At 41.4% G+C, this 15,877-nt stretch carries 14 protein-coding genes; 11 read left to right on the top strand and 3 right to left on the bottom strand.

Features of this window, described 5'->3' with window-relative positions; genetic code table 11:
• Positions 1–4 precede the first annotated feature (4 nt).
• From DW182_RS13810 to DW182_RS13760, 11 genes are all read left to right on the top strand, one after another.
• Positions 5–1,681 carry a RagB/SusD family nutrient uptake outer membrane protein gene (locus tag DW182_RS13810; protein WP_007663241.1) on the top strand — a complete coding sequence of 559 codons (1,677 nt, stop codon included), beginning with the start codon at positions 5–7 and terminating at the stop codon, positions 1,679–1,681.
• Positions 1,682–1,748: 67 nt separating this feature from the next.
• Complete coding sequence (locus tag DW182_RS13805) at positions 1,749–3,197, top strand: hypothetical protein (protein WP_118295884.1); 1,449 nt, start codon at positions 1,749–1,751, stop codon at positions 3,195–3,197.
• A gap of 5 nt (positions 3,198–3,202) precedes the next feature.
• Complete coding sequence (locus tag DW182_RS13800; protein ID WP_233564159.1) at positions 3,203–4,861, top strand: sodium transporter; 1,659 nt, start codon at positions 3,203–3,205, stop codon at positions 4,859–4,861.
• Between the two features lie 3 nt (positions 4,862–4,864).
• Entirely contained in the window at positions 4,865–5,812 is a 948-nt protein-coding gene (locus tag DW182_RS13795; RefSeq protein WP_021966968.1) for a mannonate dehydratase, read from the top strand.
• Between the two features lie 8 nt (positions 5,813–5,820).
• On the top strand, positions 5,821–6,543 hold the full coding sequence (locus DW182_RS13790; protein ID WP_021966967.1) for an RraA family protein: 723 nt from the start codon (positions 5,821–5,823) through the stop codon (positions 6,541–6,543).
• Positions 6,544–6,555: 12 nt separating this feature from the next.
• On the top strand, positions 6,556–7,956 hold the full coding sequence (gene uxaC, locus DW182_RS13785; RefSeq protein ID WP_118295882.1) for a glucuronate isomerase: 1,401 nt from the start codon (positions 6,556–6,558) through the stop codon (positions 7,954–7,956).
• 2 nt (positions 7,957–7,958) lie between these two features.
• Entirely contained in the window at positions 7,959–8,804 is an 846-nt protein-coding gene (locus DW182_RS13780) for an SDR family NAD(P)-dependent oxidoreductase (RefSeq protein WP_044532875.1), read from the top strand.
• 30 nt (positions 8,805–8,834) lie between these two features.
• A complete protein-coding gene (locus tag DW182_RS13775) occupies positions 8,835–9,965 on the top strand; it encodes a glycoside hydrolase family 88 protein (RefSeq protein WP_118295881.1) in 1,131 nt (376 codons plus the stop codon).
• Between the two features lie 10 nt (positions 9,966–9,975).
• A complete protein-coding gene (locus DW182_RS13770) occupies positions 9,976–11,274 on the top strand; it encodes a BNR repeat-containing protein (RefSeq protein ID WP_044532883.1) in 1,299 nt (432 codons plus the stop codon).
• Between the two features lie 6 nt (positions 11,275–11,280).
• Positions 11,281–11,595 (top strand): L-rhamnose mutarotase, encoded by a 315-nt coding sequence (gene rhaM / locus DW182_RS13765; protein WP_007663220.1) that lies wholly within the window; start codon positions 11,281–11,283, stop codon positions 11,593–11,595.
• Positions 11,596–11,636: 41 nt separating this feature from the next.
• Positions 11,637–12,944 carry a S9 family peptidase gene (locus DW182_RS13760; RefSeq protein ID WP_147400126.1) on the top strand — a complete coding sequence of 436 codons (1,308 nt, stop codon included), beginning with the start codon at positions 11,637–11,639 and terminating at the stop codon, positions 12,942–12,944.
• A gap of 53 nt (positions 12,945–12,997) precedes the next feature.
• Here DW182_RS13760 and ispE read toward each other — a convergent pair whose 3' ends face one another.
• The 3 genes from ispE to DW182_RS13745 form a co-directional block, all read right to left on the bottom strand.
• Positions 12,998–13,828, bottom strand: a complete 831-nt coding sequence (ispE, locus tag DW182_RS13755) for a 4-(cytidine 5'-diphospho)-2-C-methyl-D-erythritol kinase (protein WP_118295879.1) — start codon at positions 13,826–13,828, stop codon at positions 12,998–13,000.
• 174 nt (positions 13,829–14,002) lie between these two features.
• Positions 14,003–14,704, bottom strand: coding sequence for a DUF4373 domain-containing protein (locus DW182_RS13750; protein ID WP_118295878.1), 702 nt, complete (start codon positions 14,702–14,704; stop codon positions 14,003–14,005).
• Positions 14,705–14,735: 31 nt separating this feature from the next.
• Positions 14,736–15,098, bottom strand: coding sequence for an SH3 beta-barrel fold-containing protein (locus DW182_RS13745; protein ID WP_118295924.1), 363 nt, complete (start codon positions 15,096–15,098; stop codon positions 14,736–14,738).
• Positions 15,099–15,877 lie beyond the last annotated feature (779 nt).

The following is a 15,877-nucleotide window of genomic DNA, read 5'->3' as shown; positions in this document are numbered from 1 at the left end:
AATTATGAGACAGAATATTTTTAATGCAGGAATTGCCTTTTTATTCTCATGTTTTGTTTTCTCTTGTAACGAAAGCAGCTTTCTGGAAGAGAAGCCGCTGGACTTCTTGAGTCCGGAGAATGCCTATAATACATATGCCGATTATGAAACAGCCTTAACAGGTTTGTATGCGAAAGTACGTGCGAATTTCTATAATAGTGATTTCGTCTTCTTTCAGGAAACAGATGTAGCCAAGAATGCGCGTGACAATAATAATTTCATGGGCAATCTTAAAGACTGGCTCACTCCTCAGCAAGCTGGTGTGGCAGACGTATGGGATCGTGAGTATAAACTGATTAATAATGCCAATACCATCATCAGTCGTATAGAAGGTAGTTCACTGAACGCGGAACAAAAATCCCAAGTGGCTGCCGAGGCCAAATTTTTCCGTGCATTCGGTTATCGTACGTTGGTTTATATTTTCGGTGGTGTTCCGTTAGTGCTTGAGGAAAATGTCTCTCCAAAGACGGACTTCACCCGGAACTCGAAAGAGGAAGTATTGAAAGCTATGTATGATGACTTCCTGGAAGCAACAACTGTACTTCCTGACATTCATACTGTAGTTGATGGAAAGATTTCCAATCTAGTGGCAAAACATTACCTTGCTGAGACCTGTATATCGTTGGGACTCTACGATGATGCTATTCGTTTAGCTTCTGAAGTGATTGATAATCCCAATACAGGTTTGATGAAAGTCAGGTTCGGGTCTCACAAATCGGAAGAAGGAGATGTCTATTGGGATCTATTCAGAAGGAAAAATCAGAACCGAAAAACTTCGGGTAATACGGAAGCATTATGGGTAATTCAGATGGAGCCGGATGTAGAAGGTGGTTATCTGACTTCAACTTCTTATCGTCCCTATTATCTGGAACGGTTTGCCGCACCAGTGACATATTCATGTACTGATCCGGAAGGAAAGAAAGCTTTCCTTTCTTCGAATGGTCGTTCGGATGCCAATGTGGGGGGGCGTGGAGTTTCCAATATGTCAAATACCCATTGGTGGTTGTATGAGGTATGGGGCGACGATTTTAGCAATGATATGCGTAATTCCAAATACAATGTGGTACGTGATGCTTATTATGATTTGCCTACTTCCAAGTATTATGGTAAAAGTATTATTGCTCCTGAAACGAAGAGTAAACTTTTGGAAGAACAGTCTTGGCGTTGGTATCCGTGGCCAACTAAGATTACAACTCCGGGTGAACATCCTGAAGCCCTGTATGCCGATCCGGCACTGAAAACACTGAAATCAACTGCCGGTGCTACTTATCTGGACCAATATATGCTACGTTTGGCTGAAACCTATCTGCTACGGGCAGAGGCTTTTTTAATGAAAGGAGACAAAGAAAAGGCAGCAAACGATATCAATGAAGTAAGGAACCGTGCTCATACATCTGAAGTAGTTGCATCGGAGGTCACCATAGACTATATTCTGGATGAGCGTGCACGCGAATTGGTATATGAGGAATTCCGCAGAATTACGTTAGGACGATTGGGCAAGTATGTAGAACGTGTTCGTAAATACAATACGCTCAACGGACCTCGTGTGGAAGATTATCATGAACTGTTTCCGATACCTTACAGTGCAATAGAAGCCAATAAAGATGCTGTATTGGAACAGAATCCAGGTTATAAGAACTAAGGAACTACTGATATAATAAACAAGAATAATACAGTTTCTAACTATAATTTTTTAAAAGGAATTGAAAATGAGGAATCAAATAAATGTTTTATGTCATTTTTTGCTGCTTTGGGTTGTAAGCTCATGTACCCATACACCGGTTAGTGAAGGACGGGTGAAAACGAATCTTGCCGTACCGTATGAAGTGATCGGTGTACTATCTCCTAAAAGTATTCATGAGGTAAAAAACGATCTGACTTTAGGATGCGAGGTGCTGGATAGGGATTATGCCGACTACCATCAGTATAAAGAATATATCGTTCCTTTGGGTCTTAAAAAGATACGGTTGCAAGCCGGATGGGCCAAAACAGAAAAGATAAAGGGAGTTTATGATTTTGCCTGGTTGGATTCCATCATAAATGATGCAGTTGGACGTGGAATAAAAATCTGGTTACAGGCATCTTATGGGAACCCCATCTATGAAGGTGGGGGAACCCCCTATCTGAAAGGAGGTTGGCCTACTTCCGAAGAGGGAAAAACTGCTTGGAACAGATGGGTGGAGGCTATGGCTCTTCATTATAAAGGTAAGGTTTATGAATGGGAAATCTGGAATGAGCCGGATATCAATAAAGAACAGATCAAGGATTATAAGAGTCTGACGGACCTGAATATTCGTACGGCAGAAATTATAAAGCGAATAGAGCCGGATGCTAAGATCGCTGCTTTGGCATTGGCCTTTGCCGATGCAGAATTTCTGGAGAAATGTATGCAGGATTTTAAGGAACGCGGGAAATTGGAACTTTTTGATTGGATTTCGTATCATCAGTATGTGTTCCGGCCGGAAGATGTGTATCCGAAGGTTGAGAAGATGCGGCAAGTTATACAAAAATATTCAGATCATATCAAATTGTGGCAAGGTGAGAACGGTGCACCATCCAAAGGATATATGGGTGGAGCTTTAGGAGCTTATCAATGGTCGGAAGTCTCGCAGGCCAAATGGGCTTTGAGAAGAATGCTCGGTGATCACGGGCGGGATATTGCTACCGGGATATTCAGTATTGCAGATATGAACTATGGCGGTAATGATGCCATCAAGAAGAAAAATGTAAAAGGCCTGTTGGAAACTAATGAACAAAACCAGGTTGTTCGGGCAAAGGTGGTTTATTATGCCGTACAACATCTGGCTTCGGTGTTCGATTTGTTACAGCATTCGGTAGATGTACATAGGTTTGAGGTAAAGACGGATTATCCTTATAGTCTTTTTGCCTATCAAGATGAAAAGAGTGAATTACAGTCATTCCTGATATGGTACGATGAAGCTACTCCTACAAACTTCAATCAGACTACCCCGGTGGATGTGGAAGTGGCCGGGGGAAAATTTAAGAATCCTGTATGGGTAGATTTGTTGACTGGTAAAGTTTATAAGATTCCTGCCGGTGATATAAGTAAGCACGGAGACAAGTATTGTTTTAGCAATCTTCCGGTATATGATTCTCCGATTATGGTCGTTGACCAGAGCTTAATCAAATATGAATAATGGCTATGGAGTTACAATTACAGGAACTGGATTACTGGGCCATTGGTGTTTATATATTATTGATGGCAGGGATAGGTTTATCTTTCGGTTGGTTTATTAAAGATGTCGGTGCTTATTTCAAGGGAAATGGCACTATCCCCTGGGTGATGGCTACCGTTACCAATTTTATGGGATTGTTCAGTACGTTTGTCTTCGTGGCTTATGCCGGGATTGCTTACGAGTACGGGTTGGTCTCTGTTACGGTATTTTGGTCCACTGTACCGGCATGTATCATTGGCAGCCTGTGGCTTGGCGGACGTTGGCGGCGGACTGGTTGCGTCACTCCCATCGAATATTTGGAACAGCGTTATAGTTTCTCTGTTCGTGAAATAATGACGTGGGTAGGATTACTGGTGAGGCTGTTAGACAATATGGTGCGGTTGTATGCTATTGGTGTTTTCATTACTGTAGTCACTCCTCTGTCATTGGAATGGGCCATCATCATTTCGGGTGTAATTGTTACGCTGTTCAATATTATTGGCGGTATCTGGACTGTAACGATTATGAGTACGGTACAGTTTGTGATCTTAATACTTATCACCTGTGTACTGCTGCCCGTGTCCTTACATGAAGTGGGAGGTATTGGTGGACTTTATCAACAGATCCCTGAGAAGATGACGTGGTTTAATGGTCCCAAAGGAGCATTTTTCTGGTTGGCAATCTATTATGTAATGACGATGATAAAATACAATGAGAACTGGACATTTATTCAGAAATTCTTTTGTGTGAAAGACGAAAAAGCAGCTAAGAAAATGGGAGTTCTGACGGGTATCCTCTTTTTAGTGTTTACCCCGATATTCCTCATTCCGGCTGTTGCCTCTTCTTTAATAGTTCCGGAACTGGAGAATCCGGAGATGTCCTATATATCGGTTGCCATTCGCTTGCTTCCTGCCGGTATTATGGGTATCATGTTTTCTTCGATGTTTGCGGCAACTATGTCTTCACTGAATGCCGAGTACAATGTTATGTCGAGTGTTTTTACAAAGGATGTATATCAGCGGTTGTTTAATACGGAAGCTGCTGAAAAACGCCTTCTGGTTGTGGCTCGTTGGTCTACATTGGTTATCGGAGCACTGATTACAGTAGGTGCTATCTATATCGAAGGGTTTGGAGGAGCTTTTGAAGCCAATAAACTGTTTACGGGAATATTCTGTATTCCTATAGGTATTCCTTTGGTATTGGGTATTGTAAGCCGCAAGCCGAATGCCAAGGCGGCTATAATTACGATCAGTGCTGGAATTGTAGTAGGGATTGTCTTGAATGCACTTCCCGAAGTGGATTGGGAGATGGCAACGCTTATCGAGTTAATAGTTTGTTTGGTTCTTTATTATCTGCCGGTTTATGGGCAGATGGATATGAAAGACAAAGTGAAAGTGGATGAACTGTTTGATGCCTTGAGTGTGAATATAGACCCTAAAAAGGTTCCTTCCATTTCATCGCAATATGTTAAAGCACTGATGATATTACTGTTGGTATCTCTTGTTGTATCCGGCGGGCTTTTTATAGGAATGAGCATTCCCAATCTACGTTCTATGGGTGGAGATTTGAGTTTATGCGCCGGCATTTTGAGTCTTTTACTGGCAGTGGCTCTGTGTGTTGTTTATAAATTGAAAATAAAAAAGTAAATAATGAAACTAGCATGGTATTTACCTACTTTGCCATCGGTAAAGTGGAAGATTGCAACCCAATTGGGTGTAGAATATGCGGTAGCGGCATTGCCTGCCGAACGGTATTATATGAAACCGTGGGATTTCAAGGCTCTGCTTTATGCTAAAGAGAGTTTGAATGATGCAGGTCTGAAGCTTGAAGTGATTGAACCGGCTCCTCCCCATTATAAGATTAAGCTGGGATTGCCAGGCAGGGATGAAGAAATAGAGATATTCAAGCAAGTACTGAGAAATATGGCGGCTTTGGATATTCCTGTTTTATGTTACAATTTCATGCCCCAATCCGGTTGGTATCGTACCTCTTTTGCTAAAAAGGGGAGAGGTGGGGCACTGGTAACGGCATTTGATTCAAAATTGATGCAGGCAGCCCCGCAGTTGACTGAAGCCGGGACACAAACTGACATACAGATATGGGACAATTATAAATACTTTATGGATAAGGTATTACCCGTAGCAGAAGCATGTAAAGTGAAACTGGCTCTTCATCCGGATGATCCTCCGGTACCTTCCTTGCAGGGAGTGTCGCGTATCTTTAGAAATGTAGAGAATTTCGACAAAGCCTTAGAACTTTATCCCAGCGATTACAACGGGATAACATTTTGCCAAGGTTCTTTTGCAGCCATGAATGAGGACATACCTTCTTTGATAAGACATTTCGGTCGGAAGATTTTCTTTGTCCATTTCCGAGATATACGTGGAGATGCAGATGCTTTTGAAGAGACATTCCATGATGAAGGGCAGACTGACATGAAAGCCTGCATGCGTGCATATAAGGAAATTGGGTTTGATGGAGTGATCCGTACAGACCATGCTCCTGTTATGGCTGGTGAGTCAGGAGAAAATCCGGCGTATGAGATGCTGGGACATATATTTGCGACAGGATATTTAAAAGGTTTATTAGAAGAATAAAAATGATTATGGACAATAATTTAATGAAGTTAGAGAAATTGATTGAGAAATTGGATAGGATAGATGGTATAGAGTTTCCGATTTCAGATCAAGAATTGTGTGAACGTTACGAAAATCTTTATACAGGAGCCGTAAACGATGTTTTGCGTGAAGCCACATTGATGGATCAAGCCTTGCCGATTACTATCTTACCATTGCAGTTTGAAATGCGTGCGGCAGGCATCGCATTCACTATTCGCAGTAATCCGGACCCCACTGTCAAGGGGGAAATGGATATCAGGGCACAGATGCTGGATGATATGCCGAAAAATTGTTGTGTGGTATGGGACGCAGGTAATGAAGATGAAGCAGCTCATTGGGGAGAGGTAATGACAGCTTCCGCTATAGCCCGCGGAGCAAGATGTGCTGTGGTCAACGGTGGGCTGCGTGATACGATTCAGGTATTGAAGCAAGACTTTCCTATATTCTACCGTTACCGCAGTTCGAACGGTTCTTTAGGGAGAACTAAAATAACAGGATATAATATACCGGTTAGGATTGGAAAAGTTTATATAAAGCCGGGAGATGTCATTTTTGGTGATGTGGATGGTGTGGTAGCCATTCCGCGTAGTATCGCCTATGACGTATTGTTGAGAGCTGAAGCTATCAAGCAGCAGGAGAGGGAGATGCGTACTTGGGTACATGAAGGCTTTTCTGCTCAGGAGATGGTAAAGAATGGTGGCTATTTTTAAAGCAGCTTGAGTATGGATAGTTTTATTAATGAGGATTTTCTGCTGACGACCCATATTTCCAGGCAACTCTATCATGAGATTGCTGAAAATCTTCCGGTTATAGACTTTCATAACCATCTGGACCCGCGAAAACTGGCAGAAAATCATAAATTCGTTGATTTGGCAGAATTGTGGATTCATGCTGATCCTTACAAACATCGTGTGATGCGTATAGCCGGTATTGACGAAGAGATGATTACAGGGGTTGGCATATCCGGTAAAGAACGGTATGATACGTGGGCCTCCATATTCACACGTACCATTGGTAATCCTTTGTTCCATTGGTCATGTCTGGAGTTAAAACGCTTTTTCGGTATTGACGAAATCTTGAATCGGGAAAATGCGGGGGAGATATGGAAGGTGTGCAATGACATCCTCCGGCAGCCGGGATGGGGAATGCTGGACATCTTGAAGAAATGTCGGGTGGAAATGTTATGTACTTCCGATGATTTATTGGCCGATTTCACTTGGCATCGCCAGGCATCCCTACAACCTCAGAATATTATAGTGAAGCCTTCGCTGCGGGCGGATTCGGTAATTTCTTTTACAACTCCTTCTTTCAAGGATTTCGTTTCGCAGTTAGCGGAGCTTTCAGGTATGAAAATAAAGTGTCTGGAAGATTATCTGAATGCAATAGATATTCGTCTGAACCTTTTTTCTGATGCAGGATGCGAGTACGCCGACCATTCTTTGGATGCGGGTTTCAGGTTTGTACCGGTTTTATCGGGAGAGGCTTCGTCCTTATTCGGTAAATTGTTGCAGATTGGGGAAATCTCTCCTGCGGAAACGGTGAAATTACAGTCGTATGTCTTGTTGTTCATGGGGCGCTGCTATGCACGGAGAAACTGGAACATGCAATTACATATTGGGGCCAAACGGGATACCAATACTCAGTTGCGGACACGGCTTGGTCCGGCGGGAGGATATGCAGCGATCGGTTCGGCGTGCGATGTGAACAGTTTGGTTTGCTTCCTAGACACATTGAATGAGGAGGATTCGTTGCCTCGGACCATTTTGTATACATTAAATCCGGCGGACAATGCTGTTTTTGCCACACTGACCGGTTCATATTCGGGCAGTGGTATTTTAGGAAAAGTGCAATTTGGTCCTGCCTGGTGGTACAATGATCATTTGGAAGGAATGACGCAACAATTGCAGTCCCTATCTTCTTATGGACTTTTGAGCTGTTTTGTCGGTATGACGACAGATTCACGGAGTGTACTTTCCTTCTCGCGTCATGAATATTTCCGCAGGGTGCTTTGCCGGTTTATTGGTGAAAAGGTAGTCAGCGGAGAGTTCCCGTCGGATATGACTTTATTAGGCGATATAGTAAGAGACATTTGTTATAGAAATTGTAAAAATTGGAGGAAATAGGTATGAACAATATAAAAAAAGAAGAAGTGGCTGTCGTTACGGGAGCCGGTGGTACGTTATGTTCGGAGTTAGCTGTAGACTTGGCTCGGAAGGGCTATCGAGTAGCCCTTATAGGTCGTAGTCTGGAAAAGTTGCGGAAGACGGAGAAGATGATAAAAGAGGCGGATGGGAATGTTTTGTCTGTTTCGTGTGATGTTCGTAATTTAGCGGAAGTAAAGAGGGCACATGCTTTGATTAACGAACAGTTTGGTGCATGTTCGATTCTTATTAACGGGGCGGGAGGTAACCAGCCGGAGGCAGTGACTAATATCAATGAATTTAACGAACGGGAATTGGAAGAGGAGCAAGGAGAATTGCGCGGTTTCTTTAATCTGGACATGAGCCGTTTCTTGGATGTGATTGATGTAAATATTATGGGCACGGTTATTCCTTGTCAGGTTTTTGCTCCGGATATGGTTCGGTTGGGCAAAGGATGTATCATCAATTTTGCATCAATGAATACTTATCGGCCTTTGTCGCGGGTACCGGCTTATGCTTTGAGCAAAGCAGGTATTGCAAATTTCACCCAATGGTTGGCTGCCTATCTGGCACCGGCCCATATACGTGTGAATGCCATTGCTCCGGGATTTTTTCTGAATGACAGGAGCCGTAAGCTGTTGATGACTCCGGATGGTAACTTTTCGGAAAGGGGAAGTAACATTTTGCGTCAAACACCCATGAAGCATTTTGGGGAAGCGCAAGAGCTGGTAGGTTGTATGAACTGGCTTATCAATGAAGAAGCTTCCGGCTTTGTAACCGGCATTACCATACCAATTGACGGAGGCTTTCTGGCTTGTAGCGGAGTCTGATTTTTAATTTTGATTAATGAAATGTTTATTATGAAAAACAAGTTTGTAATTCTACCGATTATTGTGTTCTTTAATTTTCTTGCGCTGTATTCACAGCAAATACCGAAGCAGGAAGAAACTTTGAAACACATGCTGTTGGCCAATAATTATTTTATGGTCAAATATCCGGATCCTTGTCAACTTACATTTGTACATACCTTACGGCCAAGCAATATATGGACGAGGGCTGTATATTTTGAAGGTTTGATGGCTTTTCATGCTATTTATCCCCAAAAGGAATTTTACGATTATGCATTGAAATGGGCGGAATTCCATAAATGGGGGTTGGATAAAGGGACTGTTACTCGTCATGCAGACAATCAGTGTTGTGGGCAGACTTATATTGATTTGTATAACATTTGTCCTGATGATCCTAATAAAATCAAGGATATAAAATTATCCATTGACATGATGGTGAATACACCTCAGAACGATGACTGGTGGTGGGTAGATGCCATCCAGATGTCTATGCCTGTATTTGCTAAGTTGGGCAGACTGACTGGAGAACAATCTTATTATGACAAGATGTGGGATTTGTATTCATTCACACGCAACCATCATGGCGATAAGGGGTTGTACAATCGTAAAGACGGGCTTTGGTATCGCGATAAGAGATTTGCCCCGCCTTATAAAGAGCCTAACGGACGAGACTGCTACTGGTCCAGGGGCAATGGATGGGCATACGCTGCGCTGGCGCGTGTCATGAATCTGATTCCCCGAAAAGATAAGCATTACAAGGATTATCTGAAAGACTTTTTGCAGATGAGCAAGGCCATTAAACTTTGCCAGCGCGAAGACGGTTTTTGGAATGTAAGCCTACATGATCCCGGTAATTTTGGTGGAAAGGAAGGTACCGGTACCGCTTTATTTGTATATGGTTTGGCATGGGGAATAAGGAATGGTATTTTGGATCGTGACGAATATCTGCCAATGACCTTGAAAGCTTGGAATGCTTTGGTAAAGGACTGTATGCATCCGAATGGTGCATTGGGATATATGCAAGGGAGAAGTAATAGTCCTAAGGCCGGTCAGCCCTTAACTTACGATTGTATACATGAACCGGAGGATTTTGCAGTAGGCTGCTTTTTGTTAGCCGCTTCGGAAATATATAAATTGAAATAGCATAAATATTATGTATAGAAATATTTTGTTACTCATATGCGGGCTGTTGGGGAGTGTCTCTCTGTTACATGCTCAGAAACTGGTCAAAGCTGGTATGGGATATAGCAGTACGTCTGTTAATACTGCCATTTTTCGGACAAACTCCGTTACTTCGAAAGGAAATATGCAATTTATTGCCTATTATGACGAAGATGGATATCTGACGTTGGGGAAACGCCGTTTAGGAAACGACCGTTTTGAAATACTCCGTTCACCTTATAAAGGAAAATGCGAGGATGCCCACAACGTTATCAGTATTGGTATCGACGGTAAAGGTTATCTGCATGTGGCTTTCAATCATCACAATGCTCCGTTGCAATATTGTAAAAGTGTGGAGGCTTATTCCCTCCGGCTGGATACGTTGCAATCTATGTTGGGTAAAGATGAAAGGAAGGTGACCTATCCCGAATTTTATACATTGAAAAATGGTGATTTGCTGTTTGCTTACCGTTTGGGTAAGTCCGGTCAGGGCAATCTTGTACTGAATAGGTACGATGTGCGGAAAGGCCAGTGGAAGCGCTTGCAGGATACTTTGATTGATGGTGAAGGACAGAGAAATGCATACTGGCAAATGTGTGTTGACAGGAAAGGAACCATACATGTTTCCTGGGTGTGGCGTGAGACGTCTGCTGTAGAGACGAACCATGATTTATGCTATGCCTGTTCCAAGGATGGAGGAATCACTTGGCAGAAGTCAACCGGTGAGCGGTATCATCTTCCCATTAATGTGAGAAATGCAGAATATGCATTTAAAATTCCTCAGAAAAGTGAGTTGATAAACCAGACAAGTATGGCTACTGATAAAGAAGGCAATCCTTTTATTGCCGCATATTGGAAAGAACCCGGAGATGCTTGTCCGCAATATCGATTAGTCTTCATAGGAAAAGGAAATTGGCAAATGGTAAAGGTTGCCGATAGGCATACGGATTTTACATTAAGTGGGCGCGGTACCAAGATGATTCCTATGTCACGTCCTCGTTTGGCTGTTGACACCCGGGGAAAAGGAATATATTATATATATCGTGATGTAGACCGTAATAGCCGGGTGACGGTAGCATACTCGGGTGACCTTTCAAAAGGGAACTGGAATGTGAGTGATCTGACGGATTTTTCGGTTGATGCATGGGAACCAAGTTATGATACAAATTTGTGGAACAAGCGGGGAATGCTGCATCTTTTTGTACAATGTACCTCACAGGGAGACGGAGAGAAAGTGAAGCAATCGGTTCCCCAACAAGTATATGTATTGGAAGTAGATACAAAACAATAAATAATTATGAAACGAGAAGCATTTAAAATGTTTTTGAAGCCGGGGTGCGAAGCTGAATATGAAAGAAGGCATGCACAGATATGGCCCGAATTGAAACAATTATTGTCAGAAAACGGAGTTTATGATTATTCCATTTATTGGGATAAGGATACCAATATCCTTTATGCTTGTCAGAAGATCAAAGGAGAAGCTTCATCCCAAGAAATGGGAAATACTCCTATTGTACAAAAATGGTGGGATTATATGGCTGATATAATGGAAGTCAATCCGGATAATTCTCCAATAAGTATTCCACTTATAGAAGTCTTTCACATGGAATGAAATAGAGATAAGTCTTAAGATTGAATTACACGGACAACTTTATGAAAAAGAATATAGTAATTCTATTTTTGTTGATTGCCGGTTGGGGGTATGCTCAAAAACCAGCTTATCTGGCTTCGAAGTTTACAAATGGATTACGCGATTTTTTTGTTTATTATGATAGTTGTTTTGAGGCAAGACATCATTTACCCGGACTTTTTCCTTGGTTGGAGAAAGATAGAGTGGAAATTAAGGAAATTGTACGAAAGTCACTTGCCATAAAAGAGGAATGGATTCCGGTGATTAAGACCCGAATAAATGGAGTCACACGAAATCGGGACTTCATAGTGCAGCATTTGCAATCCGTTTCGTGGAATAATTGTTACGGTGCAGCTCATTTGTATATTCCGTCCAATAATGATGCGGATAAAGGTTTACCTGTTGTATTGCTGGCTTGCGGACATGGAAATAACGGTAAACTCTATCCTGCTTATCGGAAAATGGCAGAATATTTGGCTTCCAGCGGCATTGCGGTATTAGTACCGGACAATATTGGTCAGGGTGAACGTCATTTCATGGGACATTATTCCGCTCCCGGAGTTTTTGAGTGTGGACTGACTGTACAGGGATTGATAGTTATGGAAACCATAGGATGGCTCAATTGGATAAGAAAGCAAAGAAATTTTAATATCGAAAAGATTGCTGTATGTGGTAATTCTGGTGGAGGGGCGCTGGGACTATTCTTGGCATCTGTTGTACCTGAAAAATTCTCTGTACTGATTTCATCTGGCTATCCTTCTACGTTCGAGTATGTTGCCCGCAAGGAGAAACGGCATTGCCATTGTAACATTGTTCCGGGAATTATTGGAAAAGTGGAGATGTGGCAGGTTTTGGGGTGTTTTGCACCTAAACCAATGTACCTCCTGCAAGGAAAATCGGATGAATTCTTCCCGGTAGATATCTTTTATCGAGTATGTAGACAAGTAGGAGATGTTTATCACGAATCGAAGGTTTCAGTGAATTTTAAGGCAGATGTATTTAACGGAACTCATGACTGGGATGATACACGTATTTTGGGGATCGCGCAATATCTTTGTAGACAATTTGATACTTTTTGTAAGCAATGGGATGAATTTATGGGTAGTACCCGATTAATAGCTTCTGACTGCTATGATAAATGGCCAATCAATGCGCTTGATATAAACAAACTTGCCCAACAAATTTCAGGCAATAAAATTAAAGCCAATAAATTGAGAGATGTTTTTCCGCCATTTCACATTCCAATAGAAAAATCAGAAGTAAATTACAGGCTACCTCGCGGGGATTGTGGAGAAATCTTTGCACAGTTTAATGCTTTTCTTGGATTATAAAAAGTTATTAAGAATAGGGGGACTCTCCATGCTGTTGTGAAGAGTCCCTTTATTTATTTTAATGTTCCTTGGTATACAAAGGCCTTTTCTCCGAAATCTTCTTTAACAGATTTATTATATTCCGGTTTGAACAATCCGAATACGGATGAACCGGACCCTGTCATTGCCGCATATATGGCTCCTTCTTGATAGAGTTTCTCTTTTATCTCTTTGATAGCGGGGAATTGGGGGAATACGCTTTCTTCGAAATCGTTCACCATTCGTTCTTTCCATTCCTCTATAGGTTGCTTTATGACTTCTTTCAATGGAATTTCCTGCCGATGAGGCTTTATTTGCGCAAAAGCATCACGAGTGGATACAAAGATATCCGGTTTTACTAAAACAATCTGATATCCTTTTAAGGATAAGGAAATAGGAGAGAAGATGTTTCCTATTCCCTCTGCATAGGTTGGAGCGTTCCGGATGAAAAAGGCGCAATCCGCTCCTAATCTGGCGGCATACTCTTCTAAGTTCTCATCCGACAATTTCAAATTGAACTTTTCATTCAGCAATTTCAGCATATAAGCTGCGTCCGATGAACCGCCGCCTAATCCTGCACCGGAAGGGATATGCTTGAATAGGTGAATATCTACGGGAGGAAGGTTGAATCTTTCATCTAAAAGCTTATAAGCTTTCACTACTAAGTTGTTTTCTGCTTCTCCCGCAATTTCTAATCCCGCCTGATGCAGACGAAACTTCTGCGTGCTTTCATTCCATATATTGACTTCTAACGCATCTTCTATGGGGACGGGATAGAATACTGTTTCCAGATTATGATATCCATCAGGACGTTTCTCTACAATGTTCAGTCCCAGATTTATTTTAGCATTCGGAAATGTTATCATGGCGTTTTCTATCCATATTCAAAGTGATTTATGTAGCAAATATACGAATTTGTTTAAAGTAAAAAGCAAAATCTATCTATTTTTGTTTATTGCAGAAAGCAGTTTGGGCTTGATTGATTTGAAAATAGTAAAAAGGTTGCTCTTGGGGGAGAGCTAACCTCTTTGAGATTTTTCTTAGTTTTGCAGTAACTTTAAGATATATTTTCCCGGCATAACAATTCGTGCCTTCATTTGTGGTGAACTGTTGATGTCATAGATGATTTTCCAAATTTTGCCTCCTAATTTTCCGAAGTCCGTCAGTCTGAGAATAGCGTTTTTCTCTTTTATGGATGCAACTTTTTGCCGTTCCAATTCTGCGATCAATCCTTCGTAGTTGTGCGTCTGCCGGTTGAGTGCATACTCCGGAGGAACAAGAAGAATCTCCTCATTCTTCACTGTCTCCCCTTGGGGAGATATAGAGGGGGCTGTTTTATTATCTTTATTCTCTTTATTTGTTGCTAAAGCGTTGCTTGCCTTTGCCTCCCTGATTTTCTGCTGGTTAGCCAGTCCTCCATGCTTGCCTGCCTCTCTGTTCGCTTCACGCTTGGCTTCCAGTGGCCTCATGCGCAGGATAAGCCCGGGCGATGAAAATACTGTATCGTCCACCTCAAAGAGTTTATAATCGTAGATAATTCGCTTTGAGGTAGTCACTGTCACTCTCATCTTTTGTGCCAGGATAGGCAGCACCCTCAGATCGGCTTTATATCCGTTCTGTAACCTTAGGAATTCAAGCAGCATCCAGTAGATGCCATATCCTTTCATTCCTTCTTTTTGTATCATCATCATAATTTTAAAGTTATTGCCTGCATTGGCATCATGTAATAAATATGAATCCATAATTCTTCATTCTTAATTTTTCATTCTTCATTTAAACCATCGGTTTCCATTCCAGAAAGTTTTCAATCTGGAAGGTTCTCCATCCCTGCTGTTCCATATCCCAGTATGCTACATGGTTTTTAATGCGCTCAATATCATATTTCCGATGGAAATCGGACTCATAATAAATAAGGGTTCCTCTTGCCATGTAGAATTCTCCATTTTGTTTTCTGTAGGCTATCAGCGCACATCCGTATGGCATGTACTCGGTCAACTGTCGGATGCGTAGTGCCATCCATGTAATGGTTTCTTCGGATAAATCGGTTTCTTGTCTAATAAGTTTTTTCCATAGATTTTCTACTCTTTCTTCTTTCGTTACATGATTTGGTTGGTGTCCCAACTTCTTTTTCTCCATTTTAATAATTTTAGTTGAATATAAATTGTTAATAATCAACTTTCTGTGATGGCTACACCCTTTGCTCCGGATAGCTACACCCTTTTATGCTTAGGGCTACACCATCCGGGTGAAAGGGTGTAGCCCTTCCACTGTCAGGTTGACGGGGCAAAGTTATGCCCTTTCTTTGGAGTAAACTATCAGTGATTTATTTTTACATCATATCCATAGGGGTCTATATGTTCCGTATCTTCCTTTTGTATCACTGCCCATATCTTTCTTAGTTCTGTCATTAAACTGCTTAGTTCCAATAAAGTATCTTCTCCTTTTTCGTGTTTTAAACCATCACCCGATTCGTATAAGTGCATTCCCAAATCGCTTATGGTGTTAATATTTAGGCCTCTAAAATAGCCTAATTTGAAACTTCTTAGAATTCCTACATACATGTGGGTTTTTGTACCTGCATAATACCGTTCAGCCAGTAAATTTTCATCAACTATACTAATTCTGCTTACTGTTCTGCTACTGCTTGTTTTCTGATTTCCAACTTGATGTGACCTTTTCTTTGTATCAGATCCATTCTGATTCTCTTTTTTTTAAATCTTTCATATTATATAAATTTTAATTGTGTATTTAACTGATATTTACAGTTAAAAATGTCGCAAAAGTAGAAATTAAAGTTCGAATATGATAATGGGGAGAAGGAAAGTGAAAAGAATGTGATGTTAGGTTAGGGGGAACAATTGTTTGTTAAGTATATGCCTTATTTTAAAAGCTGTCCAAGAATCGTTCGTTTAATG

The sequence above is a fragment of the Bacteroides sp. AM16-24 genome, assembly GCF_003471885.1.
Classification (GTDB): domain Bacteria; phylum Bacteroidota; class Bacteroidia; order Bacteroidales; family Bacteroidaceae; genus Bacteroides.
The sequence above is the reverse complement of the archived record's forward strand: the minus strand, read 5'-3'. Positions and strand labels throughout refer to the sequence as shown.